Raw genomic sequence first — 25,023 nt, 5'->3', positions numbered from 1 at the left:
GGGGAGGGGGGGTGGGTTGGGAGGGGTGTGGGGCTCGGCAGGGGGGAGGAAAAAAACCAGAAGGAAAGTTGGGGATTTTTTTGTTTTTTGTGTTTGTTTCCTCGCGCCGTTCCCCGCGCCCCTGACGGGGCTGTACGACGGGTGCCGGACAATAGAGCTATGCCTTCCGCTCTCCCCGACGGCGAACCCGTCCCCGCCGACGGTTCCCTGCCCGCCTCCGCCCTCGCCGGCGCCGCCTCCCGGCCGCTCGGTTTCTATCTGCACGTCCCGTACTGCGCCACCCGCTGCGGCTACTGCGACTTCAACACGTACACCGCGACCGAGCTGCGCGGCACCGGTGGCGTCCTCGCCTCCCGGGACAACTACGCGGACCTGGTGGTGGAGGAGGTCCGGCTCGCCCGGAAGGTCCTCGGGGACGACCCGCGGCCCGTGCGGACCGTGTTCGTCGGGGGCGGTACGCCGACGCTGCTCGCCGCCTCCGATCTCGTACGGATGCTGGCCGCGGTCCGTGACGAGTTCGGGCTCGCCGACGACGCCGAGGTGACGACCGAGGCGAATCCCGAGTCGGTGGACCCGGCATATCTGGCCGAGCTGCGGGCCGGCGGGTTCAACCGCATCTCGTTCGGCATGCAGAGCGCGCGGCAGCACGTCCTGAAGGTCCTCGACCGGACGCACACGCCCGGGCGGCCCGAGGCGTGCGTCGCGGAGGCGCGGGCCGCCGGGTTCGAGCACGTGAACCTCGACCTGATCTACGGCACTCCGGGGGAGACCGACGACGACTGGCGGGCCTCGCTCGACGCGGCCATCGGGGCGGGCCCGGACCATGTCTCGGCGTACGCGCTGATCGTCGAGGAGGGCACCCAGCTCGCCCGGCGGATCCGGCGCGGGGAGGTGCCGATGACCGACGACGACGTGCACGCGGACCGGTATCTGATCGCCGACGAGGTGCTGTCGGGGGCCGGGTTCGACTGGTACGAGGTGTCGAACTGGGCGACGTCCGACGCCGGGCGGTGCCTGCACAACGAGCTGTACTGGCGCGGGGCCGACTGGTGGGGGGCCGGGCCCGGGGCGCACTCGCACGTGGGCGGGGTGCGGTGGTGGAACGTCAAGCATCCCGGCGCGTATGCCGCTGCGCTGGCCGGTGGGGGGTCGCCGGGGGCCGGGCGGGAGGTGCTGGCCGACGAGGATCGGCGGGTCGAGCGGATTCTGCTGGAGCTGCGGCTGCTCGAAGGGTGCCCTTTGTCGTTGCTGAAGCCTGCTGGGCTTGCCGCCGCGCGGAAGGCTGTCGCGGACGGGTTGTTGGAGGGCGGGGCGTTCGACGCGGGGCGGGCCGTTCTGACTCTGCGGGGGCGGTTGCTGGCCGACGCCGTTGTTCGTGACCTGGTCGACTGAGAGTGCCGGTGCCGGTCTCGTCGTGGCTGGTCGCGCAGTTCCCCGCGCCCCTGGCGGGGCTCATTCAAGCCCCTGCGGCGATTGAGCGGCGGGGTCCGGGGCAGCGCCCCGGGGCTCCGCGATGTCGCCGGGTGCCGCTTCGTCGTGGTTGCTCGCGCCCACGCGGCGGAGCCGCAAATCGATACAGCCCCGCGCCCCTTGCGGGGCGCTCTTGCTCAGGCTGTGACGAAGTCGATCAGTTCCTCCACCTTGCCCAGGAGTTCCGGTTCCAGGTCCTTGTAGGACGTGACCCGGGACAGGATGTGCTGCCAGGCCTCGCCCGTGTTCGCGACTCGCCAGCCCAGGGAGCGGCACACGCCCGTTTTCCAGTCCTGGCCGTGCGGGATGCGGGGCCAGGACTCGATGCCGACCGAGGCGGGCTTCACCGCCTCCCAGATGTCGATGTACGGGTGGCCGACCACCAGGGCGTGCTCGCTCGTCACCGACTGGGCGATGCGCCATTCCTTGGTGCCGGGGACCAGGTGGTCGACGAGGACGCCGAGGCGGGCGTCCGGGCCCGGGTCGAAGTCGGCGACGATCGCCGGGAGGTCGTCGACGCCCTCCAGGAACTCCACGGCGACGCCCTCGATGCGCAGGTCGTCGCCCCACACCCGTTCGATGAGTTCGGCGTCGTGCTTGCCCTCGACGTAGATCCGGCCGGCCCGGGCCACCCGGGCACGGGCGCCGGGGACCGCCATCGAGCCGGACGCCGTACGGGCCGGACGCGCGGGCCCGGCGGCCGCCGACGGGCGGACCAGCGTGACGGGCCTGCCCTCCAGCAGGAAACCGCGCGGCTCCATCGGGAACACCCGGTGCTTGCCGAAGCGGTCCTCCAGGGTCACCGTCGGCCCCTGCGCCGTCTTCTCGACGCGGACCACCGCTCCGCAGAAGCCGGTGCCGACCTCCTCGACGACCAGGTCGGGCTCGGCGGGGACTTCCGGAACCTGCTTGTTCCGCTTCCAGGGAGGGGTCAGGTCAGGTGAGTACTGGCGCATTCAGCAGACGATATGAGGAGGGCGCCGGTCGTCGTCACGACACGCCGGAACGGGCCACCAGTGTGGCGCGCTGCGCACGGACGAACGCCGCATTCACCACCGAACCGTGCCCGGGGACGTACAGCGCTTCCTCGCCGCCGAGCGCGAGCAGCCGGTCGAGCGCCGCCGGCCAGTGACTCGGCGTCGCGTCCGGGCCCGCCTGCGGTTCGCCGGACTCCTCGACCAGGTCGCCGCAGAAGACGATCACGGGGCTGCCCGGCACGAGGACCGCGAGATCGTGGCCGGTGTGGGCCGGGCCGAGATTGGCGAGGAGCACCTGCGGTCCTTCGCCCAGGTCGAGCGTCCACTCGCCGCTGACCCGGTGCCGCGGGGTGACCAGGACGTCGGTGGCCTCCGCCGCCTCGTCCGGGGACAGGCCGTGGCGCACGGCGTCCTCGTACAGGTCACCGTGGTTGCGGCCGAAGACGGTCTCGATGCCCACCGCCCCGAACGTCTCGACACCCGCGAAGGCGGCCGTACCGAGTACGTGGTCGAAGTGCGGATGGGTGAGCACGATGTGTGTCACCCGTGCGTGTGCTCCGAGGAGCCGCCGGACGTCCGTGCGCAGCCGGGACCCTTCACGGAGTGAGGATCCCGTGTCGATCAGCAGGGCGGCGCCGGAGCCCACGACGAGACCGGCCGTGGCGTCCCAGCCGGGCAGCCGGATCCGCCCCACGCGGGGCGCCAGCTCCTCCCAGCCCGCGGCCCTCCAGTCGACGGCCGTCCTGACTTCGCCATGAGCTTCCATACGTCGACGCTAGCGGCCTTGCCGGGCCCGTACCCGTCGGCCGTACACTGAGCCGGGGACTCCTGGCACTCACCCGTATCGAGTGCCAGACAGGAACGATCGCTCAGGCCGAAGCTGGAGGTGTGCGCCGATGCTCAGTGAACGCAGGCTCGAAGTGCTGCGCGCCATCGTCCAGGACTACGTGGGCACCGAGGAGCCGGTCGGTTCCAAGGCGCTCACCGAGCGGCACCGGCTCGGCGTCTCCCCGGCGACCGTGCGCAACGACATGGCCGCCCTGGAGGACGAGGGGTACATCGCCCAGCCGCACACCAGTGCCGGGCGCATCCCCACCGACAAGGGGTACCGCCTCTTCGTCGACAAGCTGACCAGCGTGAAGCCGATGACCGCTCCGGAGCGCCGGGCCGTCCAGAACTTTCTGGAGGGCGCCGTCGACCTGGACGACGTCGTCGGACGTACCGTGCGGCTGCTCGCGCAGCTGACGCGGCAGGTGGCGATCGTCCAGTACCCGTCCCTGACCCGGTCCACGGTGCGCCACGTCGAGCTGTTGTCGCTGGCGCCCGCCCGTCTGATGCTCGTACTGATCACGGACACCGGGCGGGTCGAGCAGCGGATGATCGACTGTCCGGCGCCCTTCGGGGAGACGGCTCTGGCGGATCTGCGGGCCCGGCTCAACAGCCGGGTCGCGAGCCGCCGTTTCGCGGATGTGCCGCAGTTGGTGCAGGATCTGCCGGAGGCCTTCGACGCGGAGGACCGCGGCACGGTCGCGACGGTGCTCTCCACGTTGCTGGAGACGCTCGTCGAGGAGTCCGAGGAGCGGCTGATGATCGGCGGAACCGCCAATCTCACCCGCTTCGGACATGACTTTCCCCTCACCATCAGGCCCGTGCTTGAGGCTCTTGAAGAGCAGGTCGTGCTCCTCAAGTTGCTTGGTGAGGTGGGGGATTCGGGCATGGCCGTACGGATCGGTCACGAGAACGCCCATGAGGGACTCAACTCCACGTCCGTCGTGTCGGTCGGCTACGGTTCGGGCGGTGAGGCAGTCGCCAAGCTCGGCGTCGTCGGACCGACACGCATGGATTACCCGGGAACGATGGGAGCAGTACGCGCAGTGGCACGTTACGTCGGACAGATCCTGGCGGAGTCGTAAGTGGCCACGGACTACTACGCCGTACTCGGCGTGCGCCGCGACGCTTCCCAGGACGAGATCAAGAAGGCTTTTCGGAGGCTCGCCCGCGAGCTGCACCCGGATGTGAATCCGGATCCGAAGACCCAGGAGCGGTTCAAGGAGATCAACGCCGCCTACGAGGTGCTCTCCGACCCGCAGAAGAAGCAGGTCTACGACCTCGGGGGAGACCCCCTGTCGCAGGCCGGCGGAGGCGGCGCCGGAGGCTTCGGCGCCGGCGGGTTCGGGAACTTCTCGGACATCATGGACGCGTTCTTCGGAACCGCGTCGCAGCGTGGGCCCCGCTCGCGCACGCGCCGCGGCCAGGACGCCATGATCCGGCTGGAGATCGAGCTGGACGAGGCCGCCTTCGGCACCACCAAGGACATCCAGGTCGACACCGCTGTGGTGTGTACGACCTGTAGCGGTGAGGGCGCCGCGCCGGGGACCTCCGCGCAGACCTGTGATATGTGCCGCGGCCGCGGTGAGGTCTCGCAGGTGACGCGGTCCTTCCTCGGCCAGGTCATGACCTCGCGGCCGTGTCCGCAGTGCCAGGGCTTCGGCACCGTCGTGCCGACCCCGTGCCCGGAGTGCGCCGGTGACGGCCGCATCCGGTCGCGGCGGACGCTGACGGTGAAGATCCCGGCCGGTGTGGACAACGGCACGCGGATCCAGCTCGCCGGCGAGGGCGAGGTGGGGCCCGGTGGTGGTCCCGCCGGTGACCTCTACGTCGAGATCCACGAGCTGCCGCACCCCATGTTCCAGCGGCGCGGCGACGACCTGCACTGCACGGTCACCATCCCGATGACGGCGGCGGCTCTCGGTACGAAGGTGCCGCTGGAGACGCTCGACGGCATGGAGGAGATCGACATCCGGCCGGGCACCCAGTCCGGGCAGTCGGTCCCGCTGCACGGGCGCGGTGTCACGCATCTGCGGGGCGGCGGGCGCGGTGACCTCATCGTGCATGTCGAGGTCACGACGCCGCAGAAGCTCGATGCCGAGCAGGAGCGGGTGCTTCGGGAGCTGGCCAAGTTGCGGGGTGAGGAGCGGCCCACCGGGCAGTTTCAGCCTGGGCAGCAGGGGCTCTTCTCGCGGCTGAAGGATGCGTTTAACGGGCGGTGACCCGGTGAATTCGAGGGGCCTGGGGTGTATCCCCGGGCCCCTTTTCGCGGCTATGGGGGTGCCCCTCTTTCGCCGTTGCCGAGTGGCGGTCGTGGGTGGTTGCTCGCGCAGTTCCCCGCGCCCCTTCGGGGCGCTTGTCGTGGCCTGCGAAGCAGCTCTCGGGCTGCGATTCGGTGGTCCTGGGCTGACGTGGCACGATGCCGGTATGTCCTCCTCCGCACTGGCTGATCTCTGTCACTGCCCGATCGTGCAGGCCCCCATGGCGGGCGGCGCGTCGCGGCCCGAGTTGGTGGCCGCCGTGTCCGAGGCGGGTGGGCTCGGATTCCTCGCCGCCGGGTACAAAACCGCCGACGGGATGTACCAGGAGATCCAACAGGTGCGGGGACTCACCGGACGCCCCTTCGGCGTCAATCTCTTCATGCCGCAGCCCGAGTACGCCGACCCCGCCGCGGTCGAGGTCTACCGCAACCAGCTCGCCGGCGAGGCCACCTGGTACCAGACGCCGCTCGGCGACCCCGACAGCGGGCGCGACGACGGCTACGACGCCAAGCTCGCCATCCTCGTCGACGACCCGGTGCCGCTGGTCTCCTTCACCTTCGGCTGCCCCACCCGTGAGGTCGTCGACTCGCTGCGCCGCGTCGGCACCCTCACCGTGGTCACCGTGACGACGGCGGCGGAGGCGCGGGCCGCGGAGGCCGTCGGCGCCGACGCCGTCTGCGTGCAGGGCATCGAGGCCGGTGGCCACCAGGGCACCCACCGCGACTGCGCCGAGACCGACGGCAGCGGGGTCGGACTGCTCGCCCTGATCGTCCAGGTGCGCGAAGCCGTGCAGCTGCCGGTCATCGCGGCCGGCGGGATCATGCGGGGCGCGCAGATCGCGGCCGTGCTCGCGGCCGGGGCCGATCTCGCCCAGCTCGGCACCGCGTTCCTGGTCACCCCCGAGTCCGGGGCGCCCGACCTGCACAAGCGGGCCATGACCGATCCGCTGTTCACCCGCACCGAGCTGACCCGGGCGTTCTCGGGACGGCCCGCGCGCGGCCTCGTCAACCGGTTCCTGCGCGAGCACGGCCCGTACGCGCCCGCCGCGTACCCCGAGGTGCACCACATGACGTCGCCGATCCGCAAGGCCGCCGCCAAGGCCGGTGACCCGCAGGCCATGGCGCTGTGGGCGGGCCAGGGACACCGGCTCGCCCGGGAACTGCCCGCCGGACAGCTCGTCGAGGTGCTCACCGCCGAACTCGACGAGGCCCGGGGCGCGTTGGGGCAGCGGGGTGCCGCGTGACCGCGCCGGTGTTCGTCGTCGAGTCCCTTGAGCACATCCCCGGTGGCGAACTGGTCGTCGACGGGCCCGAGGGGCGGCACGCGGTCTCCGTGAAGCGGCTGCGGGCCGGCGAGGACGTCGTCCTCACGGACGGGCGCGGGCTGTGGAGCGAAGGGGTCGTCAAGGCCGCGGAGGGCAAGGACCGGCTCGTGGTCACGGACCTGGAGTCCGTGTGGGAGGAGCCCCAGGAGCAGCCCCGCATCACCGTCGTCCAGGCCCTCCCCAAGGGCGACCGGGGCGAACTCGCCGTGGAGACCATGACCGAGACCGGCGTCGACGCGATCGTGCCGTGGGAGGCGTCGCGCTGCATCACGCAGTGGCGCGGCGACCGCAAGCTGAAGGCGCTCGGCAAGTGGCGGGCCACCGCGCGCGAGGCCGGCAAGCAGTCGCGGCGGGTGCGGTTCCCCGAGGTCGCCGACGCGGCGTCCACGAAGGAGGTCGCCGCTCTGCTCGCCGGGGCCGATCTCGCGGTCGTGCTGCACGAGGACCGGGAGCACGAGAGCGCCGCGCTGGCCTCCGTGGACCTGCCCTCGTCCGGGGAGGTCGTGCTCGTCGTCGGGCCCGAAGGGGGCGTGTCCCCCGAGGAGTTGGCGGTGTTCGGCGAGGCCGGGGCGCTGACCTGCCGGCTCGGGCGGAGCGTGCTGCGGACCTCGACCGCGGGGACCGCGGCGGTGGCGCTGCTCCTCGGGCGCACCGGCCGCTGGGGCTGAGCGACCGCCCCTGAGCCCAGCGGCAACCTCGTAGACCGCAGGAGTGGCTGCGGCCCCGGAACACTCCCTGAGCCCCGCCGCGGGCGGGCCCGCACTGCTGGCCGCAACTGCTCTACCGCCCGGGGATCCGGGGTGGGATCCTGCCGCACATGGGGGCATTGAGGGGTATCGGTGACCGTTTGCTCCGGTTACGGGGGCGGCGCGTCGCGGCGGCTGCCGCGTGCGTGGCCGTCGCCGGACTGGGAGCCGTGGCGTGCCAGCCGGTCGAGGGGGGTCTGAACCCGTCGACCGTCGCGGCCACCACCGACCAGCAGGCCACGGCCGAGCTCAACCGGCAGAACGCCCATGTGCGCTGGCTCAGTTGCAGCGGCACGTACGTCAGCCGCACGAGTGGCAACGGGTCCACGGCCGAGGTGGTGCGCGTCGACTGTCAGGGCAAGACGACGGACGGCAAGAGCATCACGCTCACGGGCTGGGCGAACGATGTGGTCTCCGGCAAGTGCGTGCGGGGATCGTTCACGGCGAAGGTCGAGGGGAAGCTCTGGTTCCACGTCGGCGTGCTCGGGAACTGCGAGGGCGGCGAGGACACGAATCCGCCGCAGTCCGAGCCTTCGGACACCTGGCAGCCGTCGGAGAAGCCTGAGCCGTCGGAGACGTGGGAGTCGCACGAGCCGTCCGACGGCGAGTCCGGCCAGGAGTCCTGGCACCCCGAGCCCGGCGAGACCCGGACGGTCACCGAGACCGTCACCGCGCCGGAGCCCGAGCCGACCTGCACCACCTCCGGGGCGGATCAGGACAAGTGAACTCCTGGTGATCCCGAAATCGCGGACGTGGGCAGCACCGCAAAATTAGGCTGGCCGGGTGACGAACCCTGCCGCCTCTGCCTATCTCCGATTCCCGCACCCGCACGGCGAGTTGGTGGTCTTCACCGCCGAGGACGACGTGTGGGCCGCGCCGCTCGACGGCGGCCGCGCCTGGCGGATCAGCGCCGACAACGTGCCGGTGGGCCACCCCCGGATCTCCCCCGACGGCGCCACCGTCGCCTGGACCTCGCGCCGCGACGGCGCCCCCGAGGTGCTGGTCGCGCCGGTCGACGGCGGACCGGCCGACCGCCTCACGTACTGGGGGAGCTGGACCACGTCCGTGCGCGACTGGACGCCCGACGGCCGGGTCCTCGCCGTCAGTACGTACGGTCAGGCGTCGCTGCGCCGCAGCTGGGCCCGGGCGCTGCCGCTGGACGGCGGGCCCGCCGAGACACTGCCGTACGGGCCGGTCGGCACGGTCGCGTACGGCCCCGACTCCCAAGTGGTGCTGCTCTCCGTGCCGATGGGCCGGGAGGCCGCCTGGTGGAAGCGGTACCGGGGCGGCACCGCGGGCAAACTGTGGGTCGGCCGGGCCGCCGAAGACGCCGCCGACACAGGTGAGTTCGTACGGCTGCACGCAGGCCTCGACGGGAACATCGAGTACCCCATGTGGGTCGGCGAGCGGATCGCCTTCCTCAGCGACCACGAAGGCGTCGGCGCCCTGTACTCCTCGGCGGCCGACGGGTCCGACCTGCGCCGCCACACCCCCGTCAGCTCCGGTACCGGCTTCTACGCCCGGCACGCCGCGACCGACGGCGCCCGGGTCGTCTACGCCGCCGCCGGTGAACTGTGGGCCGTCGACGACCTGCTCGCCGCCGACGCCGCACCCCGGCGCCTCGACATCCGGCTCGGCGGACAGCGCACCGATCTGCGGCCGCGCGCGGTGGACGCCGCCCAGTGGTTCGGCGCCGCCTCGCCCGACCACACCGGGCGCGGCAGCGCCGTCTCGGTGCGCGGCGCCGTGCACTGGGTGACCCACCGCTCGGGCCCCGCCCGCGCGCTGGCCGCGGAGCCCGGCGTCAGGACCCGGCTCCCGCACACCTTCCGGGTCGACGGCGAGGAACACGTGGTGTGGGTGACGGACGCCGAGGGCGACGACGCCCTGGAGTTCGCGCCCGCCACCGGCACCGCGCCCGGCACCACCCCGCGCCGCCTCGGCGGGGGCCGGCTCGGCCGCGTCCTCGGGCTGACCGTCGCCCCGGACGGCGGGCGGGTCGCCGTCGCCGCGCACGACGGCCGGGTCCTCCTCGTCGAGCGGGACAGCGGCGACGTCCGCGAGGTGGACCGCAGCGAGGACGGCCACGCCACCGGCCTGACGTTCTCGCCCGACTCGGCCTGGCTCGCCTGGTCGCACCCGGGCCCGCACGACCTGCGCCAGCTCAAACTGGCCAACGCGGCGGACCTGTCCGTCAGCGAGGCGACACCGCTCAGATTCCGGGACTACGCGCCCGCGTTCACGCTCGACGGCAAGCATCTGGCGTTCCTGTCGGCGCGCTCCTTCGACCCCGTCTACGACGAGCACTCCTTCGACCTCGCCTTCGTCAGCGGATCCCGGCCGCATCTGATCACGCTGGCCGCGACGACCCCGTCGCCGTTCGGGCCGCAGCGCCACGGGCGGCCCTTCGACGCGCCGGACAGCCCCGGCGCCGAGACCCCGGAGAGCGAGGGCGCCCCCGCCACCCGCGTCGACCTCGAAGGGCTCGTCGACCGGATCGTGCCGTTCCCCGTCGAGGCCGCCCGCTACTCGACGCTGCGCACCGCCAAGGACGGCGTGCTGTGGCTGCGGCACCCGGTGCGCGGCGTCCTCGGCGACACCCGGGCCGTCCTCGGCGACGCCGAGCCCAAGACCCGCCTGGAGCGCTACGACCTGCTCCAGCGGCGCATCGAGGAGATCGGCGCGGACGCCGACCACTTCGAGGTCACCGGCGACGGCAAGCGGGTGCTGTTGTGGACGGGCGAGGCGCTGAAGGTCGTCCCCAGCGACCGGCGGCCCGCGCACGACGACGCAAGCGACACCAACATCACGGTCGACCTGGCCCGGATCTCCCAGCGCGTCGACCCGGCCGCCGAGTGGCGGCAGATGTACGAGGAGACCGGCCGCCTGATGCGGGACAACTTCTGGCGCGCCGACATGAACGGCGTCGACTGGGACGGCGTCCTCGCCCGCTACCGGCCCGTCCTCGACCGGGTCGCCACCCACGACGACCTCGTCGACCTGCTGTGGGAGGTCCAGGGCGAACTCGGCACCTCGCACGCCTACGTCTCGCCGGGCGGCGGGGGTGGCGCCGCGCGGCGCCGGCAGGGGCTCCTCGGCGCCGACATCTCCCGCCACGAGGACGGCAGTTGGCGTATCGATCGGGTGCTGCCCTCGGAGACCTCCGACCCGCGCGCCCGGTCCCCGCTCGCCGCGCCGGGCGTCGCCGTGCGCGCCGGTGACGCGATCGTCGCGGTCGGCGGGCTGCCCGTCGACCCGGTCACCGGCCCGGGACCGCTGCTCGTCGGCACCGCCGACAAGCCCGTCGAACTGACCGTCTCGCCGGCCGGCGGCGGCGACGCCCGCCATGTGGTCGTCGTCCCGCTGGAGAACGAGGAACCGCTGCGCTACCACGCGTGGGTGGCCGACCGGCGGGCGTACGTCCATCAGCTTTCCGGCGGGCGGCTCGGCTATCTCCACGTCCCCGACATGCAGGCGCCGGGCTGGGCGCAGATCCATCGCGACCTGAGCGTGGAGGTGGCCCGCGAGGGCCTGGTCGTCGACGTCCGGGAGAACCGGGGCGGGCACACCTCCCAGCTCGTCGTGGAGAAGCTCGCGCGCCGGGTCATCGGCTGGGACGTGCCGCGCGGCAGCCGGCCCTTCACGTACCCGATGGACGCGCCCCGGGGGCCGGTCGTCGCCGTCGCCAACGAGTTCTCCGGGTCGGACGGGGACATCGTCAGCGCCGCCATCAAGGCGCTCGGGATCGGGACCGTGGTGGGGGTACGCACCTGGGGCGGCGTCATCGGGATCGACAGCCGGTACCGGCTGGTGGACGGGACGCTGGTGACGCAGCCCAAGTACGCGACCTGGATGGAGGGGTTCGGGTGGGGGCTCGAGAACCACGGGGTGGATCCGGACGTCGAGGTGGTCGTGGCGCCGCACGACGCTGCCGCCGGGCGTGACCCGCAACTCGACGAGGCCGTCCGCCTTGCGCTGGCCGCGCTGGTGGAGACCCCGGCGAAGTCGGCCCCGGTCCTGCCGGACCCGTCTGCCGGGTGACGTCCCGTCGCGGGGTGCGGGCCGGTGGGGGCTGATCGCGCAGTTCCCCGCGCCCCTGAGGCATGTGCTTCGCGCAGCCTCCCCTGGGCGAGCGGAGCTCGCTTCCAGGGGCGCGGGGAACTGCGCGACCAGCCACGACGCGAGCCGCACACGACCGACAACCCAGGGGCCCGGGCCCGCCCGGCTGATCGATACCATGCGGCCAGGCCGCGACCCCGCGCAGAAGGAGATCGGAACATGCCCGGCGAACCCCAGGCGGACTGCCTGTTCTGCAAGATCGTCGCGGGAGACGTCCCCGCCACGCTCGTCCGCGAGACGGAGACCACGGTCGCGTTCCGGGACATCAACCCCCAGGCCCCGACCCACATCCTGGTGATCCCGCGCGTGCACCACCCCGACGCCGCCTCCCTGGCCGCCGCCGAGCCGGCCATCGCCGCGGACGTGCTGCGCGAGGCGGGCGAGGTCGCCAAGGAGGAGAAGCTGGAGAGCTACCGGCTCGTGTTCAACACGGGCAGCGGCGCCGGCCAGACCGTCTTCCACGCGCACGCCCACATCCTCGGCGGCCGCGGCCTCCAGTGGCCCCCCGGATAGGCACGGCCGACTCCTGATGTCCGTACGGGAATTCGTCGTCCTCGGCACCGCCAGCCAGGTGCCCACGCGGCACCGCAACCACAACGGCTACCTGCTGCGCTGGGACGGCGAAGGCATCCTCTTCGACCCGGGCGAGGGCACGCAGCGGCAGATGCTGCGCGCCGGCGTCGCCGCGCACGACCTGCACCGGATCTGCGTCACCCACTTCCACGGCGACCACAGCCTCGGCCTCGCGGGTGTCATCCAGCGGATCAACCTCGACCGCGTCCCGCACCCGGTGACCGCCCACTACCCGAAGTCCGGCCAGCGGTTCTTCGACCGGCTGCGGTACGCCACCGCGTACCGCGAGACCGTCGGGATCACCGAGGAACCGGTCGGCGGCGACAGCGCGGTGCTCGCCGAGACGCCCGGCTACCGCCTGGAGGCGCGCCGCCTGTCCCACCCCGTCGAGTCGTACGGGTACCTCCTGATCGAGCCCGACCGGCCCCGCATGCTGCCCGAGCGGCTGGCGGCGCACGGCATCACCGGGCCCGACATCAGCCGGCTCCAGAAGGCGGGCGAGCTGCGCGGGGTCACGCTCGACGACGTCAGCGAGGTGCGGCGCGGGCAGCGGGTCGCGTTCGTGATGGACACCCGGCTGTGCGAGGGCGTCACGGCGCTCGCCGAGGGCTGCGACCTGCTCGTCATCGAGTCGACGTTCCTCGACGAGGACGCGCGGCTCGCCGCCGACCACGGACACCTCACCGCCGGGCAGGCCGCCGCGGTCGCCCGGGACGCCGGCGTGCGGCACCTCGTGCTCACCCACTTCAGCCAGCGCTACGCCGACCCCGAGGAGTTCGCCCGGCAGGCGCGGGCCGCCGGGTTCGAGGGGGAGCTGACGGTCGCCCGCGACCTGGACCGCGTCACCGTGCCCAAACGCGTCTGACCAGCGGGGCCGTACGATGAAGGGATGTCCCTCGCACCACTCGCGCCCCTCGCGTCGCACGCCCTGATCCCCAAGGCCGAGCTCCACCTGCACATCGAAGGCACTCTCGAACCCGAGCTGGCCTTCGAGCTCGCCGGCCGCAACGGCATCACCCTGCCGTACGCCGACACCGAGGAGCTGCGGAAGGCGTACCTCTTCGCCGACCTCCAGTCCTTCCTCGATCTGTACTACGCGCTGATGGCCGTCCTCATCACCGAGGACGACTTCGAGGCGCTGGCCGACGCCTATCTCGCCCGCGCCGCCGCGCAGGGCGTGCGGCACGCGGAGATCTTCTTCGACCCGCAGGCCCACACGGCGCGCGGCGTGGCCATGGGGACCGTCGTGGAGGGCCTGTCGCGGGCGCTCGCGCGCAGCGAGGAGCGGCACGGCGTCTCCACCAAGCTCATCCTGTGCTTCCTGCGCGACCAGTCCGCCGAGTCGGCGCTGGAGACGCTGAACGACGCGAAGCCGTACCTCGACCGCATCGTCGGCGTCGGGCTCGACTCCGCCGAGGTCGGCAACCCCGCCTCGAAGTTCCGCGAGGTGTACGAGGCCGCGGGCGAGCTCGGCCTGCGCAAGGTCGCGCACGCGGGCGAGGAGGGCGACCCGAGCTACGTGTGGGAGGCCCTGGACGTGCTCGGCGTCGAGCGCGTCGACCACGGCCTGCGCTCCCTGGAGGACCCCGAGCTCGTGGCCCGCCTGGTCCGCGACCGGATCCCGCTGACCCTGTGCCCGATGTCGAACGTGCGGCTGCGCACCATCGACGTCCTGGAGGACCACCCGCTCGTCGCCATGATGGACGCCGGGCTCGTGTGCACGGTCAACTCCGACGACCCGGCCTACTTCGGCGGCTACGCGGGCGACAACTTCCACGCGGTCGGCGAAGCACTCGCCCTGGACCACGAACGGCTGCGGGAACTGGCCCGCAACTCGTTCGTGGCGTCCTTCCTGGACGGCAGCGCCGAGGACGAGGCGCTGCGGTCGCGCTACCTCGCCGAGGTCGAGGCCTACGCGTTCGACGCGACGGACTGACCCGACTGCCGGGGTCCCGCCGTCGTGAACTCGCCCTGGACCGGCTCCGGTCCGGCCTCGTACCCGGCCGCGGGCACCTCGAACTCGTAGACCGGCTGCTCGGGCAGGCCGGACGGCGGGACGATCGCGCCCACCGGGGCGCCGCTGCGCCGTCGGGCCGCGCCCGCGAACAGCGGCCGCCCGCCGGTGTGCAGGGCCACCGCGGTCAGCGGCACGGCCAGCAGGAGCAGCAGCGTGGCGAGGACCGCGCCCATCGCGGGGAAGCCCGCCGACTGCGACAGCGAACTGCCCACGAGCGGCCCGCAGGCCGTGCCGAGCGAGGACGCCGCACCGACCAGGACCGCCCAGCGGCCGCGCGGGTCGAGGGACGCGGCGAGGCCGAGCAGGTAGGAGAGCACCACCGGGTAGAGGGTGTTCCACGCGATCTCACCGGCGGCGAAGGAACCCAGACCGTCCGCGCGGGCGCTCAGCGCGATGCAGCAGGCGATGGCCGCCGTGCCCGCGCCGATCGGGACCGCGCGGCCGAGCCGGGCGCCGAGCGCGCCCGCGCCCAGCACGCCGAGCAGTCCGGCGCCCAGCCCGATCGCGAAGACCGAGCCGACGGCGACCTCGGACAGGCCCGCCTGCTGGGTGCCGATGCGGCTGCTCACGCCCCACAGGGAGTTCTGCGCCATCGACCAGCAGACGATCACCGTGGCGAGCAGAAGCCCTGAACGGGCGTAGGGAAGCGGCGACTTGGGAGCGGGGGCCGCACTGTTGTCCGGGCCCGCCGGGGCACCCAGGAAGTGGGTCGCGGGCCAGACGCACAGCGCGGTCAGGGACAGCGCCGCGAACGGCAGCATGTGTCCGGTGCTGACCCGGGGGATCGTGAGATACAGGGCGCCCGCGAGCGCCGAGACGGACAGCAGGCCGAGCGTCGAGGCGCGGTGCGGGTCCTTCTGGGCGGCGATCCCGGTGGCGGCGACGGCCGTCGCGGCGCCCGAGCCGAAGCCGCCGATCATCGCACCCGCGACGACCAGCGGGACGGTGGAGGCGAGCGCCGCGGTGCCGTAGCCGACGGCCGCGAGAAGCAGTCCGGCGCGGGCGGCGCGGCGTGCTCCGATCCGTTCGACACGGGCCGCGAGGGTCAGTCCCGCGGTGGCCGAACTCAGCAGCAGCGCACTGCCGATGAGACCGGCCTGGGTGGGGTTCAGGCGCAGGCTGTCGGCGAGACGGCCGACAACCGTGGGCAGGAGATAGGCGGCGAGATACCCGGCCGTGAAGAGGGCTATGAGCGCGGGCCGGGGAGTGCGCGAGGACACGGGCGTTCCTGTAGGACGGACCCCCTGCCCTGGACACGTCGGAACGCTGTTTTGGGCAAGGGGGTGGTAAGGAAAGGGGTGTGGGAGCGCGACGTCTTTGCGAACGGGACCGAACCGGGGACGTTGGGGCGCGGCCAATTTGTATCAACCCGAAAGGGCCCCGAGAAAGCCGGGATCTTGTGACGCGCACCACATTTGGTTTGTGGGTGGTTCGGCCGGGTAGTTGCGGTGACTTTCCGGCGGACGGCGGGCGGCTTTCCCGTTGATTCCCCGTGCTCCGGGCGCGCTTCGACGGACCGTGCTCCGGCAGGCCGTACCCCCGGCCCATTGACGCCGTCTGTTCGCATATCTAATCTCCGTTTACATGTGTGGATCGCAGCTACGTACGGAGACAGCAGCGGTGGCGGAGACGGTGGAGCGGCTGCGCGCGGGCATGACGCGAGGCGTGCTCTCCTTCCCGCTGACCGGCTTCCGGGCCGACGGCTCGCTCGACCTCGACGCCTACCGGGAGTACGTCGCCGCGCAGATGGCCACCGGGCCCGGCGCGGTCTTCCCGGCCTGCGGCACCGGCGAGTTCTTCTCCCTCGACGAGGACGAGTACCGGCAGGTCGTCACGGCCACCGTCGAGGAGAGCGCGGGCCGGCTGCCCGTCGTCGCCGGGATCGGCTACGGCTGGGCGCAGGCCGCCCGCTTCGCCCGCATCGCCGAGGAGGCGGGCGCCGACGCCCTCCTCGTCCTGCCGCACTACCTCGTCAGCGGCCCGCAGAGCGGACTCGTGGCGCAGGTCGAGCGCATCGCCGCGCTGACCCGGCTCCCGCTGATCGTCTACCAGCGCGACCAGGTCGCCTTCAGTGCCGAGTCGGTGAAGGCGATCGCCGCCCTGCCCACCGTCATCGGCCTCAAGGACGGCCACAGCGACCTCGACCGGCTCCAGCGCCTCACCCTCGCCGCGCCCGACGGCTTCCTGTTCTTCAACGGGGCCGCCACCGCCGAGATCCAGGCCCGGGCCTACGCCGCCGTGGGCGTCCCCGCCTACTCCTCGGCCGTGCACGCCTTCGCCCCCGAGATCGCCGACGCCTTCTTCACGGCCCTGCGCGACGGCGACCACCCCCGGGTCGACCGCCTGCTGCGCGCGTTCTACCTCCCCTTCGTCGAGATCCGCGACCGCGTCCCCGGCTACGGCGTCTCGCTCGTCAAGGCCGCCGCCCGGTTGCGCGGCCGCCCCGTCGGCCCCGTCCGCGCCCCGCTCGCCGACCCGGCCCCGGCCGACCTGGCCGACCTGGAGCGGGTGCTCGCCGCCGGCCTCGACCTCGTACGCGAACCCGCCGCATCTGGAGCCGCCCGATGACCGACCTGACGATCACCGACGTCCGCCTCACCCCGATCCTCGTCGCGGACCCGCCCCTGCTGAACACCCAGGGCCTGCACCAGCCGTACACACCCCGGCTGATCGTCGAGGTGATCACGGCCGACGGCACCACCGGTGTCGGCGAGACGTACGGCGACGCCAAGTACCTGGAACTGGCCCGCCCCTTCGCCGAGCGCCTCATAGGCCGCCAAGTCGCCGACCTCAACAGCCTGTTCACGATCGCGGACGCCGTCTCCGTCGATGAATCCCGCGTCGACGACCAGGTCGACGTCGGCGGCCTGCGCGGCGTCCAGACCGCCGACAAGCTGCGCCTGTCCGTCGTCTCCGGCTTCGAGGTGGCCTGCCTCGACGCGCTCGGCAAAGCGCTCGGCCTGCCCGTGCACGCCCTGCTCGGCGGCAAACTGCGCGACAGCGTCGAGTACAGCGCCTACCTCTTCTACAAGAACGCCGAGCACCCCGACGGCGTGGCGAGCGAGAAGGACGACTGGGGCGCCGCCCTCGACCCGGCCGGCGTCGTCGCCCAGGCCCGCCTCTTCAACGAGCGCTACGGCTTCGAGTCGTTCAAGCTCAAGGGCGGCTGCTTCCCGCCCGACGAGGAGATCGCCGCCGTCCACGCCCTCGCCGAGGCCTTCCCCGGCAAACCCCTGCGCCTCGACCCCAACGGCGCCTGGTCCGTGGAGACCTCGCTCAAGGTCGCCGCCGAGCTCAAGGACGTACTCGAATACCTGGAGGACCCGGCGCTCGGCACCCCCGCCATGGCCGAGGTCGCCGCCCGCGCCGGAGTGCCCCTCGCCACCAACATGTGCGTGACGACGTTCGCCGAGATCCAGGAGGCGTTCACCACCGGCGCCGTGCAGGTGGTCCTCTCCGACCACCACTACTGGGGCGGGCTGCGCAACACCCAGCAACTGGCCGCGATCTGCCGCACGTTCGGCGTCGGCGTCTCCATGCACTCCAACACCCACCTCGGCATCAGCCTCGCCGCCATGACCCACGTCGCGGCCACCGTGCCGAACCTGCACCACGCCTGCGACTCCCACTACCCGTGGCAGTCCGAGGACGTCCTCACCGAACGCCTCACCTTCACCGACGGCCGCGTCACCGTCTCCGACGCGCCGGGCCTCGGCGTCACCCTCGACCCCGACAAGCTCGCCCGCCTGCACCAGCGGTGGCTGGACGAGTCGTTCGCGCACTTGCGGGACCGGGACGATGCGGCGGCGATGCGCGTGCTTGAGCCGGGCTGGGTGACGCCGGCGGTCCCGCGCTGGTAGTTCGCCGTCTGCGGGCCGGTGGCCTCTTCCCGCGCAGTTCCCCGCGCCCCTGAAGCGAGCGAAGCTCGCCCTTCAGGGGCGCGGGGCTGTGTCCATCAGTGGCTCCGCCGCGGGGCGCGACCAGCCACGACGGCGGGACGGTCGGAAGAGCACCGGAACATGGCACACGCTTCCGACGGCCCCGCCCACGGTTCAGGCACACTGTCCAAACCCGCACCCCCAGGGAGGACCCCGTGCCACTCGCAGAGAGGCCCCGAACCGACCCCCTAGCCCCCCTGCGCACCCCCGCCGACCCACCCTGCGACGTCTACCTGACCGGCACCGTCTTCCTCGACATCATCTTCACCGGCCTCGACTCGGCCCCCGTCCGCGGCACCGAGTCCTGGGCGCGCGGCATGGGTTCGAGCCCCGGCGGCGTCGCCAACATGGCCACGGCCCTGGCCCGCCTCGGCCTGCACACCTCACTGGCCGCGGCCTTCGGCGACGACCACTACGGCGAGTACTGCTGGGACACCCTCGAACAGGGCGAGGGCATCGACCTCGGCTACTCGCGCACCGTCCCCGGCTGGCACTCGCCGGTCACCGTCTCCATGGCCTACGAGGGCGAACGCACCATGGTGAGCCACGGCCACGAGCCGCCGCCCCAGGAGCCCGCCCCGCGCTGCCCGCCGCGCTCCAGAGCCGCCGTCGCCTCCCTGGCACCGGGCGTCGACGAACCCTGGGTCGGCGAGGCCGCGCGCCACGGCACCCGGATCTTCGCGGACGTCGGCTGGGACGAGACCGGCCGCTGGGACTTGGCCGCGCTGCCCGACCTCGGCCAGTGCGAGGCGTTCCTGCCCAACGCCGAAGAGGCGATGCGCTACACCCGCACCTCCTGCCCCCGCGCCGCCGCGCACGCCCTCGCCGAACACGTCCCGCTCGCCGTCGTCACCCTCGGCGCCGAGGGCGCGTACGCCGTGGACGGCCGCACCGGCGAGACCGCCTCCGTCCCGGCCATCGAGGTCGAGGCGCTCGACCCGACCGGCGCCGGGGACGTCTTCGTCGCAGGATTCGTCACCGGCACCCTCGCCGGCTGGCCGCTCGCCGACCGGCTCGCCTTCGCCGGACTCACCGCGGCCCTCTCCGTCCAGGAGTTCGGCGGCTCCCTGTCCGCGCCCGGCTGGTCGGAGATCGCGGCCTGGTGGAAGCAGGTGCGCTCGTACGCGGACCAGGACCGCACCGCGCTGAACCGGTACGCCTTCCTGCACCCGCTGCTGCCCGACACGACCCGGCCGTGGCCGCTGCGGCGCGCGGTGCCGACGATCGGCTTCGGCCGGTCCGCCTGAGAGGTCTTCCGCCCAAAAAGCCTTGTGGGGCGGGCGGCGGCCGTGCGAAAGTGACGGCCGCCGTCACCCGACGGCGACCCGCCTTCTCATCCGTCAAGGACTGAAGCCCATGAACTCGGCGACCAACAGCGGCCGCCGTCGGTACTGAACACCTTTCTCGTACGGCTCTCCGTACGGTTCGGTACCGGGCGCCCACGCCTCCTCACGGCGGCCCCACGCACCCACATCTGTGCGCGTTTCTCACGTGAGGGAATCACCATCACCATGGACCACGACGTCCAGCTTTTCACCGTCACCCACCTGCGCCGCCGCCCGGCGCCCGTGGAGATCGGCGGCTTCGTCCTCGGCTTCGACCCGGACACCACCAGCCCCTTCGTCAACTACGCCACCCCGCTGCCCGGCGCCGCCCCCGGCGCGGCCGACGTGGCGGCCCTGATCGCCGCGTTCCGCGAGCGGGACCTCGTGCCCCGCCTGGAGTTCGCGCCGGACGCCGCACCCGAGGCGGCCGCCGCGCTCATCGCGGCGGGCTTCACCACCGAGGCCGAGCACACCTACCTGGTGTGCACCCCGGACACGCTCGCCGTGCCCGAGGCGGGCCCGCACGTCACCGCACCCGAGTCCGACACCGACTACCTGCACCTCGACGGGGCGCTCGCCGAGGCCTTCGGGGGCGAGTTCTCGTCGTCCGACGAGGGCGCGGCCCGGCTGCGCCGCACGGCGGACACCGGTGGCGCCGTCCGGCTCGTCCGGGCGGCGGACGGCACCGTCGCCGGGGGAGCCCTGTGCAGCGCCCCCGCCGCGGGCACCGCCGAACTGGCCGGCGTCGGCACCCGCCCCGCCCACCGCGGGCAGGGCATCGCCGCCGCCGTCACCGCCGAACTGGCCCGCACCATGCTGCGCGAGCGCGGCGTGGGATCGGTGTGGCTGGAGTACGGCGGCCAGGACTCCCGGCGCGTCTACGAACGCGTCGGGTTCCAGCCGTGCGGAACCCGCCTGTACGCGCGGCTCGAAGCCTGAGCCACGTGCGGCCGGGGCCCGCCCCTGGAGCCCCGGCCGTATCCGGAAACCCGCTCGGCGTTGTCGTACCCGCGCCGTACCCTTGGCGGTGTAACACCCGCAGCAAGATCCCGCAGATTCCACTTGCCCGTACGGGGAGGAAGCAAGGGCCACCGGCCCGGCTCATGACGCAGACACCATCCAGCGCCCGCGCGCAGTTCACCGTCCCGGCCAAGCACCCCATGGTCGAGGTCCTGGGATCCGGCGACGCACTGCTGCGAGTGATCGAGAAGGCCTTCCCGGAGGCCGACATCCACGTCCGGGGCAATCAGATCAGCGCGACCGGAGAGCCCGCCGAAGTGGCCCTCGTCCAGCGCCTGTTCGACGAGATGATGCTGGTCCTGAGGACGGGAGCCCCGATGACCGAGGACGCCGTGGAGCGCTCCATCGCGATGCTGAAAGCGACGCAGAACGGCGAGGGCGACGGCGCGGAGACCCCCGCCGAGGTCCTCACGCAGAACATCCTGTCCTCGCGGGGCCGCACCATCCGCCCCAAAACCCTGAACCAGAAGCGGTACGTCGACGCGATCGACAAGCACACGATCGTCTTCGGCATCGGCCCCGCCGGCACCGGCAAGACCTACCTGGCGATGGCCAAGGCCGTCCAGGCCCTCCAGTCCAAGCAGGTCAACCGCATCATCCTGACCCGCCCCGCGGTGGAGGCGGGCGAGCGCCTCGGCTTCCTCCCCGGCACCCTCTACGAAAAGATCGACCCGTACCTGCGCCCGCTGTACGACGCCCTGCACGACATGCTCGACCCCGACTCGATCCCGCGCCTGATGGCGGCCGGGACGATCGAGGTGGCGCCGCTGGCGTATATGAGGGGTCGCACGCTCAATGACGCCTTCATCATCCTCGACGAGGCGCAGAACACGAGCGCCGAGCAGATGAAGATGTTCCTGACCCGGCTCGGGTTCGAGTCGAAGATCGTGATCACCGGTGACGTGACGCAGGTCGACCTGCCCAACGGCACGAAGTCGGGGCTCCGGCAGGTCCAGGAGATCCTGGAGGGGCTCGACGACGTGCACTTCTCGCGCCTGTCGTCCCAGGATGTCGTGAGGCACAAGCTGGTCGGCCGTATCGTCGACGCGTACGAGAAGTACGACACCGAGCACGACACGGAGAACGGCACCCACAAGGGCCGCCCCAGAGGGAAGTAGAGAACCAACAGCGCCATGTCGATCGACGTCAACAACGAATCCGGAACCGAGGTCGACGAGCAGGCGATCCTCGACATCGCCCGCTACGCCCTCGCGCGGATGCGCATCCACCCGCTCTCCGAGCTGTCGGTGATCGTCGTGGACGCCGACGCCATGGAGCAGCTGCACGTGCAGTGGATGGACCTGCCGGGACCGACGGATGTCATGTCCTTCCCGATGGACGAGCTGCGTCCGCCGATGAAGGACGACGAGGAGCCCCCGCAGGGGCTCCTCGGTGACATCGTGCTCTGCCCCGAGGTCGCGAAGCAGCAGGGCGCGGACGCGCCGACGGAGCACTCCATGGACGAGGAGCTTCAGCTGCTCACCGTGCACGGCGTGCTGCACCTGCTCGGCTACGACCACGAGGAGCCCGACGAGAAGGCCGAGATGTTCGGGCTCCAGGCGGCCATCGTGGACGGCTGGCGCGCGGAGAAGGGGATCGAGGGTCCGTCGCCGGCCCCGACGGTGTCATGAGCCTTTCCCTGATCGCGGGGGCCGTCGCCCTCGTCGTCGTCGCCTGGCTGGCCGCGTGTGCCGAGGCCGGCATCGCCCGGACGTCGAGTTTCCGCGCCGAGGAGGCCGTCAGGTCCGGGCGGCGCGGCAGCGCGAAGCTCGCCCAGGTCGCCGCCGACCCGACCCGCTATCTGAACGTGGCGCTGCTGGTCCGGGTGGCCTGCGAGATGGCGGCGGCCGCCCTGGTCACGTACGCGTGCCTGGAGCAGTTCAGCCAGACCTGGCAGGCGCTGCTCGTCGCGATCGGCGTCATGGTCCTGGTGTCGTACGTGGCGGTCGGCGTCTCGCCGCGCACCATCGGCCGCCAGCACCCGCTGAACACGGCGACGGCGGCCGCGTACGTGCTGCTGCCGCTGGCCCGGATCATGGGCCCGATCCCGCCCCTGCTGATCCTCATCGGCAACGCGCTGACGCCCGGCAAGGGATTCCGCCGCGGCCCGTTCGCCTCCGAGGCCGAACTTCGCGCCATGGTCGACCTCGCCGAGAAGGAGTCGCTCATCGAGGACGACGAGCGCCGCATGGTGCACTCCGTCTTCGAGCTGGGCGACACCCTGGTCCGCGAGGTGATGGTGCCGCGCACCGACCTCGTCGTCATCGAGCGCTACAAGACGATCCGCCAGGCGCTCACCCTCGCCCTGCGCTCCGGGTTCTCCCGGATCCCCGTGGTGGGGGAGAACGAGGACGACATCGTCGGCATCGTCTATCTGAAGGACCTGGTCCGCAAGACGCACATCAGCCGGGACGCCGAGGCCGAGCTGGTGTCGACGGCGATGCGCCCGGCGGCCTTCGTCCCCGACACCAAGAACGCCGGTGACCTGCTGCGCGAGATGCAGCAGCTGCGCAACCACGTCGCGGTCGTCATCGACGAGTACGGCGGCACGGCCGGCATCGTCACCATCGAGGACATCCTTGAGGAGATCGTCGGCGAGATCACCGACGAGTACGACCGGGAACTGCCGCCGGTGGAGGAGCTCGGCGAGAACCGTTTCCGGGTCACCGCGCGCCTCGACATCGGCGATCTCGGTGAGCTGTACGGCATCGAGGAGTACGACGACGAGGACGTGGAGACCGTCGGCGGGCTGCTCGCGAAGGCGCTCGGCCGGGTGCCGATCGCGTCCGCGTCCGCGCTGGTGACCCTGCCGGACGGGCGGGAGCTGCGGCTGACCGCGGAGGACTCCGCCGGGCGCCGGAACAAGATCGTGACGGTGCTCGTGGAGCCGGTCGCGCCGAAGGGCGAGGACACCGAGTGACCCCGAAGGAGCTGCGCGCGCTCTGCCTGTCGTTCAACGCGGCGGTGGAGGAGTTCCCGTTCAACCCGGAGACCTCGGTCTTCAAGGTCCTGGGCAAGATGTTCGCCCTGACCGGCCTGGACGCGCGGCCCCTGACGGTGAACCTCAAGTGCGACCCCGAGGACGCGATCCGGCTCCGCCGGGAGTACGAGGGCGTGATCCTGCCGGGCTGGCACATGAACAAGCGGCACTGGAACACGGTGACGGTGGGGGAGCTGCCGTCCGCCTTCGTCCGTGAACTGGTCGAGGACTCGTACGACTTGGTGGTGGCGGGGCTGCCGCGGGCGGAACGGCTGAAACTCGACCGGCCGTGACCTCCCGGATCTCCTGGTTCTAGCGGGGCCCCTCGATCCACGTCTTGCCCGGCTGGCTGCGAGCCTCCGCGAACGCACGCGGCGCGTCCTCGAAGGCGTACCGCGTGGTGAGGGCCACCGATGGGTGGACGCGTTCGGACGTGACGTCGTCCAGTGCCGCCCGGAAGTCGTGCGGGTGGTCGTAGATCAGTGAGCCCTGGACCGTGAGCTGGCCGCGTACCAGTTGCTCCATGGTCAGGGGCAGTGGGGCCGAGTCGAGGCCGATCAGGGTGAGGGTGGCGCCCGGGGTGAGGCGGGGGAGGGCTGCCGCTAGGGCCTGGGCGGCGCCCGTCGTCTCGTAGAGGCGGAGGAAGCCGCGGTCGCCGCCGTCCGCCGCCGTGGCGCCCAGAGCGACCGCGCGGGCCAGCCGTCCGGGGTGCAGTTCGACGACGACCGGCTCGGCGCCGAGGGCCAGCAGCGACTGGCAGACCAGCAGGCCCTGCGCTCCGGCACCGAGCACCAGGGCCCGCTCGCCCTTGGTGATCCCGCTGCGCTTGACCGCCGTGCGCGCCACCACGTACGGCTCGAACGCGGCCAGGTCCCGCACGTCCAGTTCCTCCGGGACGGTGTGCGCGAAGCCGGCCGGCACTGCGAAGCGCTCCGCCAGCAGACCCGGCGCGTCCATGCCCACGATGGCCCGGTGCGGGCACGCTGAGGTCAGGCCGCGGCGGCAGTCGGCGCAGTCCAGGCACGCGTAGTTCGGCTCGACGACGACACGCTCGCCGACCTTGCGGCCCGCGGCGGCCGAGCCCGTCGCCACGATCCGGCCGAACGCCTCGTGCCCGACGACCCAGGGCAGGGCGGGGACGGCGCGATGGCCCTCGTAGACGGAGAGGTCGGAGCCGCAGACGCCGAGTCCTTCGAGCGCGACGACGACGTCGCCGGGGCCGGGGGCGGGCTCCGGCAGATCGTCGACGACGGCGAGGCGGCGGGGGGCGGTGAGGACGACGGCCTTCATACGGGCTCCTGCGGGCGGTGGGTGCCTCGGGGGTCTCCAGGGGAATCCCAGCCTAATGTACGAACTGGTTAGTTATCTACAGGGTGTTGATGCTTGATGCCGGGTGCCGGGTGCGCGGCCGTCCCGGCGTCGAGGCGCCCCCCGCCTCCTCCTTA

The 25,023-nt window shown here is 72.4% G+C and carries 22 protein-coding genes; 18 read left to right on the top strand and 4 right to left on the bottom strand.

Translation table 11 applies throughout. From position 1 onward, the window contains the following. The first annotated feature begins 159 nt into the window (after nt 1-159). Nucleotides 160-1,392 (top strand): radical SAM family heme chaperone HemW, encoded by a 1,233-nt coding sequence (gene hemW, locus ACFVDP_RS26545; RefSeq protein WP_383494448.1) that lies wholly within the window; start codon nt 160-162, stop codon nt 1,390-1,392. 215 nt (nt 1,393-1,607) lie between these two features. Here the strand turns inward: hemW and ACFVDP_RS26540 are convergent, their stop codons facing one another. Both ACFVDP_RS26540 and ACFVDP_RS26535 read right to left on the bottom strand, forming a co-directional pair. Then, nucleotides 1,608-2,426 (bottom strand): DUF3097 domain-containing protein, encoded by an 819-nt coding sequence (locus ACFVDP_RS26540; RefSeq protein ID WP_383494445.1) that lies wholly within the window; start codon nt 2,424-2,426, stop codon nt 1,608-1,610. A 34-nt stretch (nt 2,427-2,460) separates the two neighbouring features. Next, a complete protein-coding gene (locus ACFVDP_RS26535) occupies nt 2,461-3,213 on the bottom strand; it encodes an MBL fold metallo-hydrolase (protein WP_383494442.1) in 753 nt (250 codons plus the stop codon). Nucleotides 3,214-3,343: 130 nt separating this feature from the next. Between ACFVDP_RS26535 and hrcA the strand changes: the two genes are divergently transcribed. The 9 genes from hrcA (at nt 3,344) to ACFVDP_RS26490 (ending at nt 14,234) form a co-directional block, all read left to right on the top strand. Then, a complete protein-coding gene (gene hrcA / locus ACFVDP_RS26530; RefSeq protein WP_383494439.1) occupies nt 3,344-4,360 on the top strand; it encodes a heat-inducible transcriptional repressor HrcA in 1,017 nt (338 codons plus the stop codon). Continuing rightward, complete coding sequence (dnaJ, locus tag ACFVDP_RS26525) at nt 4,361-5,497, top strand: molecular chaperone DnaJ (RefSeq protein ID WP_383494436.1); 1,137 nt, start codon at nt 4,361-4,363, stop codon at nt 5,495-5,497. 205 nt (nt 5,498-5,702) lie between these two features. Further along, nucleotides 5,703-6,779 carry a nitronate monooxygenase gene (locus ACFVDP_RS26520; protein ID WP_383494434.1) on the top strand — a complete coding sequence of 359 codons (1,077 nt, stop codon included), beginning with the start codon at nt 5,703-5,705 and terminating at the stop codon, nt 6,777-6,779. Further along, nucleotides 6,776-7,528 (top strand): 16S rRNA (uracil(1498)-N(3))-methyltransferase, encoded by a 753-nt coding sequence (locus ACFVDP_RS26515; RefSeq protein WP_383494431.1) that lies wholly within the window; start codon nt 6,776-6,778, stop codon nt 7,526-7,528. The genes ACFVDP_RS26520 and ACFVDP_RS26515 overlap by 4 nt, the downstream gene beginning before the upstream one ends. A 179-nt stretch (nt 7,529-7,707) precedes the next feature. Then, the gene (locus ACFVDP_RS26510; RefSeq protein ID WP_383494427.1) at nt 7,708-8,331 is read left to right on the top strand and encodes a hypothetical protein; all 624 of its coding nucleotides are present in this window, start codon (nt 7,708-7,710) and stop codon (nt 8,329-8,331) included. A 58-nt stretch (nt 8,332-8,389) separates the two neighbouring features. Continuing rightward, the gene (locus ACFVDP_RS26505; RefSeq protein WP_383494424.1) at nt 8,390-11,647 is read left to right on the top strand and encodes a PDZ domain-containing protein; all 3,258 of its coding nucleotides are present in this window, start codon (nt 8,390-8,392) and stop codon (nt 11,645-11,647) included. A gap of 237 nt (nt 11,648-11,884) precedes the next feature. Then, nucleotides 11,885-12,238: a histidine triad nucleotide-binding protein gene (locus ACFVDP_RS26500; RefSeq protein WP_383494422.1), complete on the top strand. Its 354-nt coding sequence runs from the start codon at nt 11,885-11,887 to the stop codon at nt 12,236-12,238. A gap of 16 nt (nt 12,239-12,254) precedes the next feature. Beyond that, nucleotides 12,255-13,163 (top strand): ribonuclease Z, encoded by a 909-nt coding sequence (locus ACFVDP_RS26495; protein WP_383494419.1) that lies wholly within the window; start codon nt 12,255-12,257, stop codon nt 13,161-13,163. A gap of 24 nt (nt 13,164-13,187) precedes the next feature. Then, nucleotides 13,188-14,234 (top strand): adenosine deaminase, encoded by a 1,047-nt coding sequence (locus tag ACFVDP_RS26490; RefSeq protein WP_383494416.1) that lies wholly within the window; start codon nt 13,188-13,190, stop codon nt 14,232-14,234. On the opposite strand, the gene ACFVDP_RS26485 is transcribed toward ACFVDP_RS26490, so the two are convergent. Then, nucleotides 14,210-15,535: an MFS transporter gene (locus ACFVDP_RS26485; protein WP_383494413.1), complete on the bottom strand. Its 1,326-nt coding sequence runs from the start codon at nt 15,533-15,535 to the stop codon at nt 14,210-14,212. The two genes, ACFVDP_RS26490 and ACFVDP_RS26485, sit on opposite strands and share 25 nt — an antisense overlap. Before the next feature lie 364 nt (nt 15,536-15,899). Here ACFVDP_RS26485 and ACFVDP_RS26480 point away from each other — a divergent pair, with 364 nt between their 5' ends. The 8 genes from ACFVDP_RS26480 to ACFVDP_RS26445 all read left to right on the top strand — a co-directional run bounded on the left by ACFVDP_RS26480 (nt 15,900) and on the right by ACFVDP_RS26445 (nt 23,871). Continuing rightward, nucleotides 15,900-16,883 (top strand): 5-dehydro-4-deoxyglucarate dehydratase, encoded by a 984-nt coding sequence (locus tag ACFVDP_RS26480; protein WP_383494411.1) that lies wholly within the window; start codon nt 15,900-15,902, stop codon nt 16,881-16,883. Next, entirely contained in the window at nt 16,880-18,175 is a 1,296-nt protein-coding gene (locus tag ACFVDP_RS26475; RefSeq protein WP_383494408.1) for a glucarate dehydratase family protein, read from the top strand. Before ACFVDP_RS26480 ends, ACFVDP_RS26475 begins: the two co-directional genes overlap by 4 nt. Before the next feature lie 233 nt (nt 18,176-18,408). Beyond that, nucleotides 18,409-19,500: a carbohydrate kinase family protein gene (locus ACFVDP_RS26470; protein ID WP_383494405.1), complete on the top strand. Its 1,092-nt coding sequence runs from the start codon at nt 18,409-18,411 to the stop codon at nt 19,498-19,500. Between the two features lie 264 nt (nt 19,501-19,764). After that, a complete protein-coding gene (locus tag ACFVDP_RS26465) occupies nt 19,765-20,517 on the top strand; it encodes a GNAT family N-acetyltransferase (protein ID WP_383494402.1) in 753 nt (250 codons plus the stop codon). A gap of 164 nt (nt 20,518-20,681) precedes the next feature. Beyond that, the gene (locus tag ACFVDP_RS26460; RefSeq protein WP_383494399.1) at nt 20,682-21,716 is read left to right on the top strand and encodes a PhoH family protein; all 1,035 of its coding nucleotides are present in this window, start codon (nt 20,682-20,684) and stop codon (nt 21,714-21,716) included. Nucleotides 21,717-21,731: 15 nt separating this feature from the next. Further along, on the top strand, nt 21,732-22,229 hold the full coding sequence (gene ybeY, locus ACFVDP_RS26455) for an rRNA maturation RNase YbeY (RefSeq protein WP_383494397.1): 498 nt from the start codon (nt 21,732-21,734) through the stop codon (nt 22,227-22,229). After that, a complete protein-coding gene (locus tag ACFVDP_RS26450) occupies nt 22,226-23,518 on the top strand; it encodes a hemolysin family protein (RefSeq protein ID WP_383494394.1) in 1,293 nt (430 codons plus the stop codon). Before ybeY ends, ACFVDP_RS26450 begins: the two co-directional genes overlap by 4 nt. Then, nucleotides 23,515-23,871 (top strand): MmcQ/YjbR family DNA-binding protein, encoded by a 357-nt coding sequence (locus ACFVDP_RS26445; protein ID WP_383494391.1) that lies wholly within the window; start codon nt 23,515-23,517, stop codon nt 23,869-23,871. Before ACFVDP_RS26450 ends, ACFVDP_RS26445 begins: the two co-directional genes overlap by 4 nt. A 19-nt stretch (nt 23,872-23,890) precedes the next feature. Here the strand turns inward: ACFVDP_RS26445 and ACFVDP_RS26440 are convergent, their stop codons facing one another. Further along, nucleotides 23,891-24,868: a zinc-binding dehydrogenase gene (locus ACFVDP_RS26440; protein WP_383494388.1), complete on the bottom strand. Its 978-nt coding sequence runs from the start codon at nt 24,866-24,868 to the stop codon at nt 23,891-23,893. Nucleotides 24,869-25,023: the final 155 nt, after the last annotated feature.

Origin of the sequence: Streptomyces sp. NPDC057694 (assembly GCF_042799415.1) — a bacterium.
GTDB lineage: Bacteria > Actinomycetota > Actinomycetes > Streptomycetales > Streptomycetaceae > Streptomyces.
The sequence above is the reverse complement of the archived record's forward strand: the minus strand, read 5'-3'. Positions and strand labels throughout refer to the sequence as shown.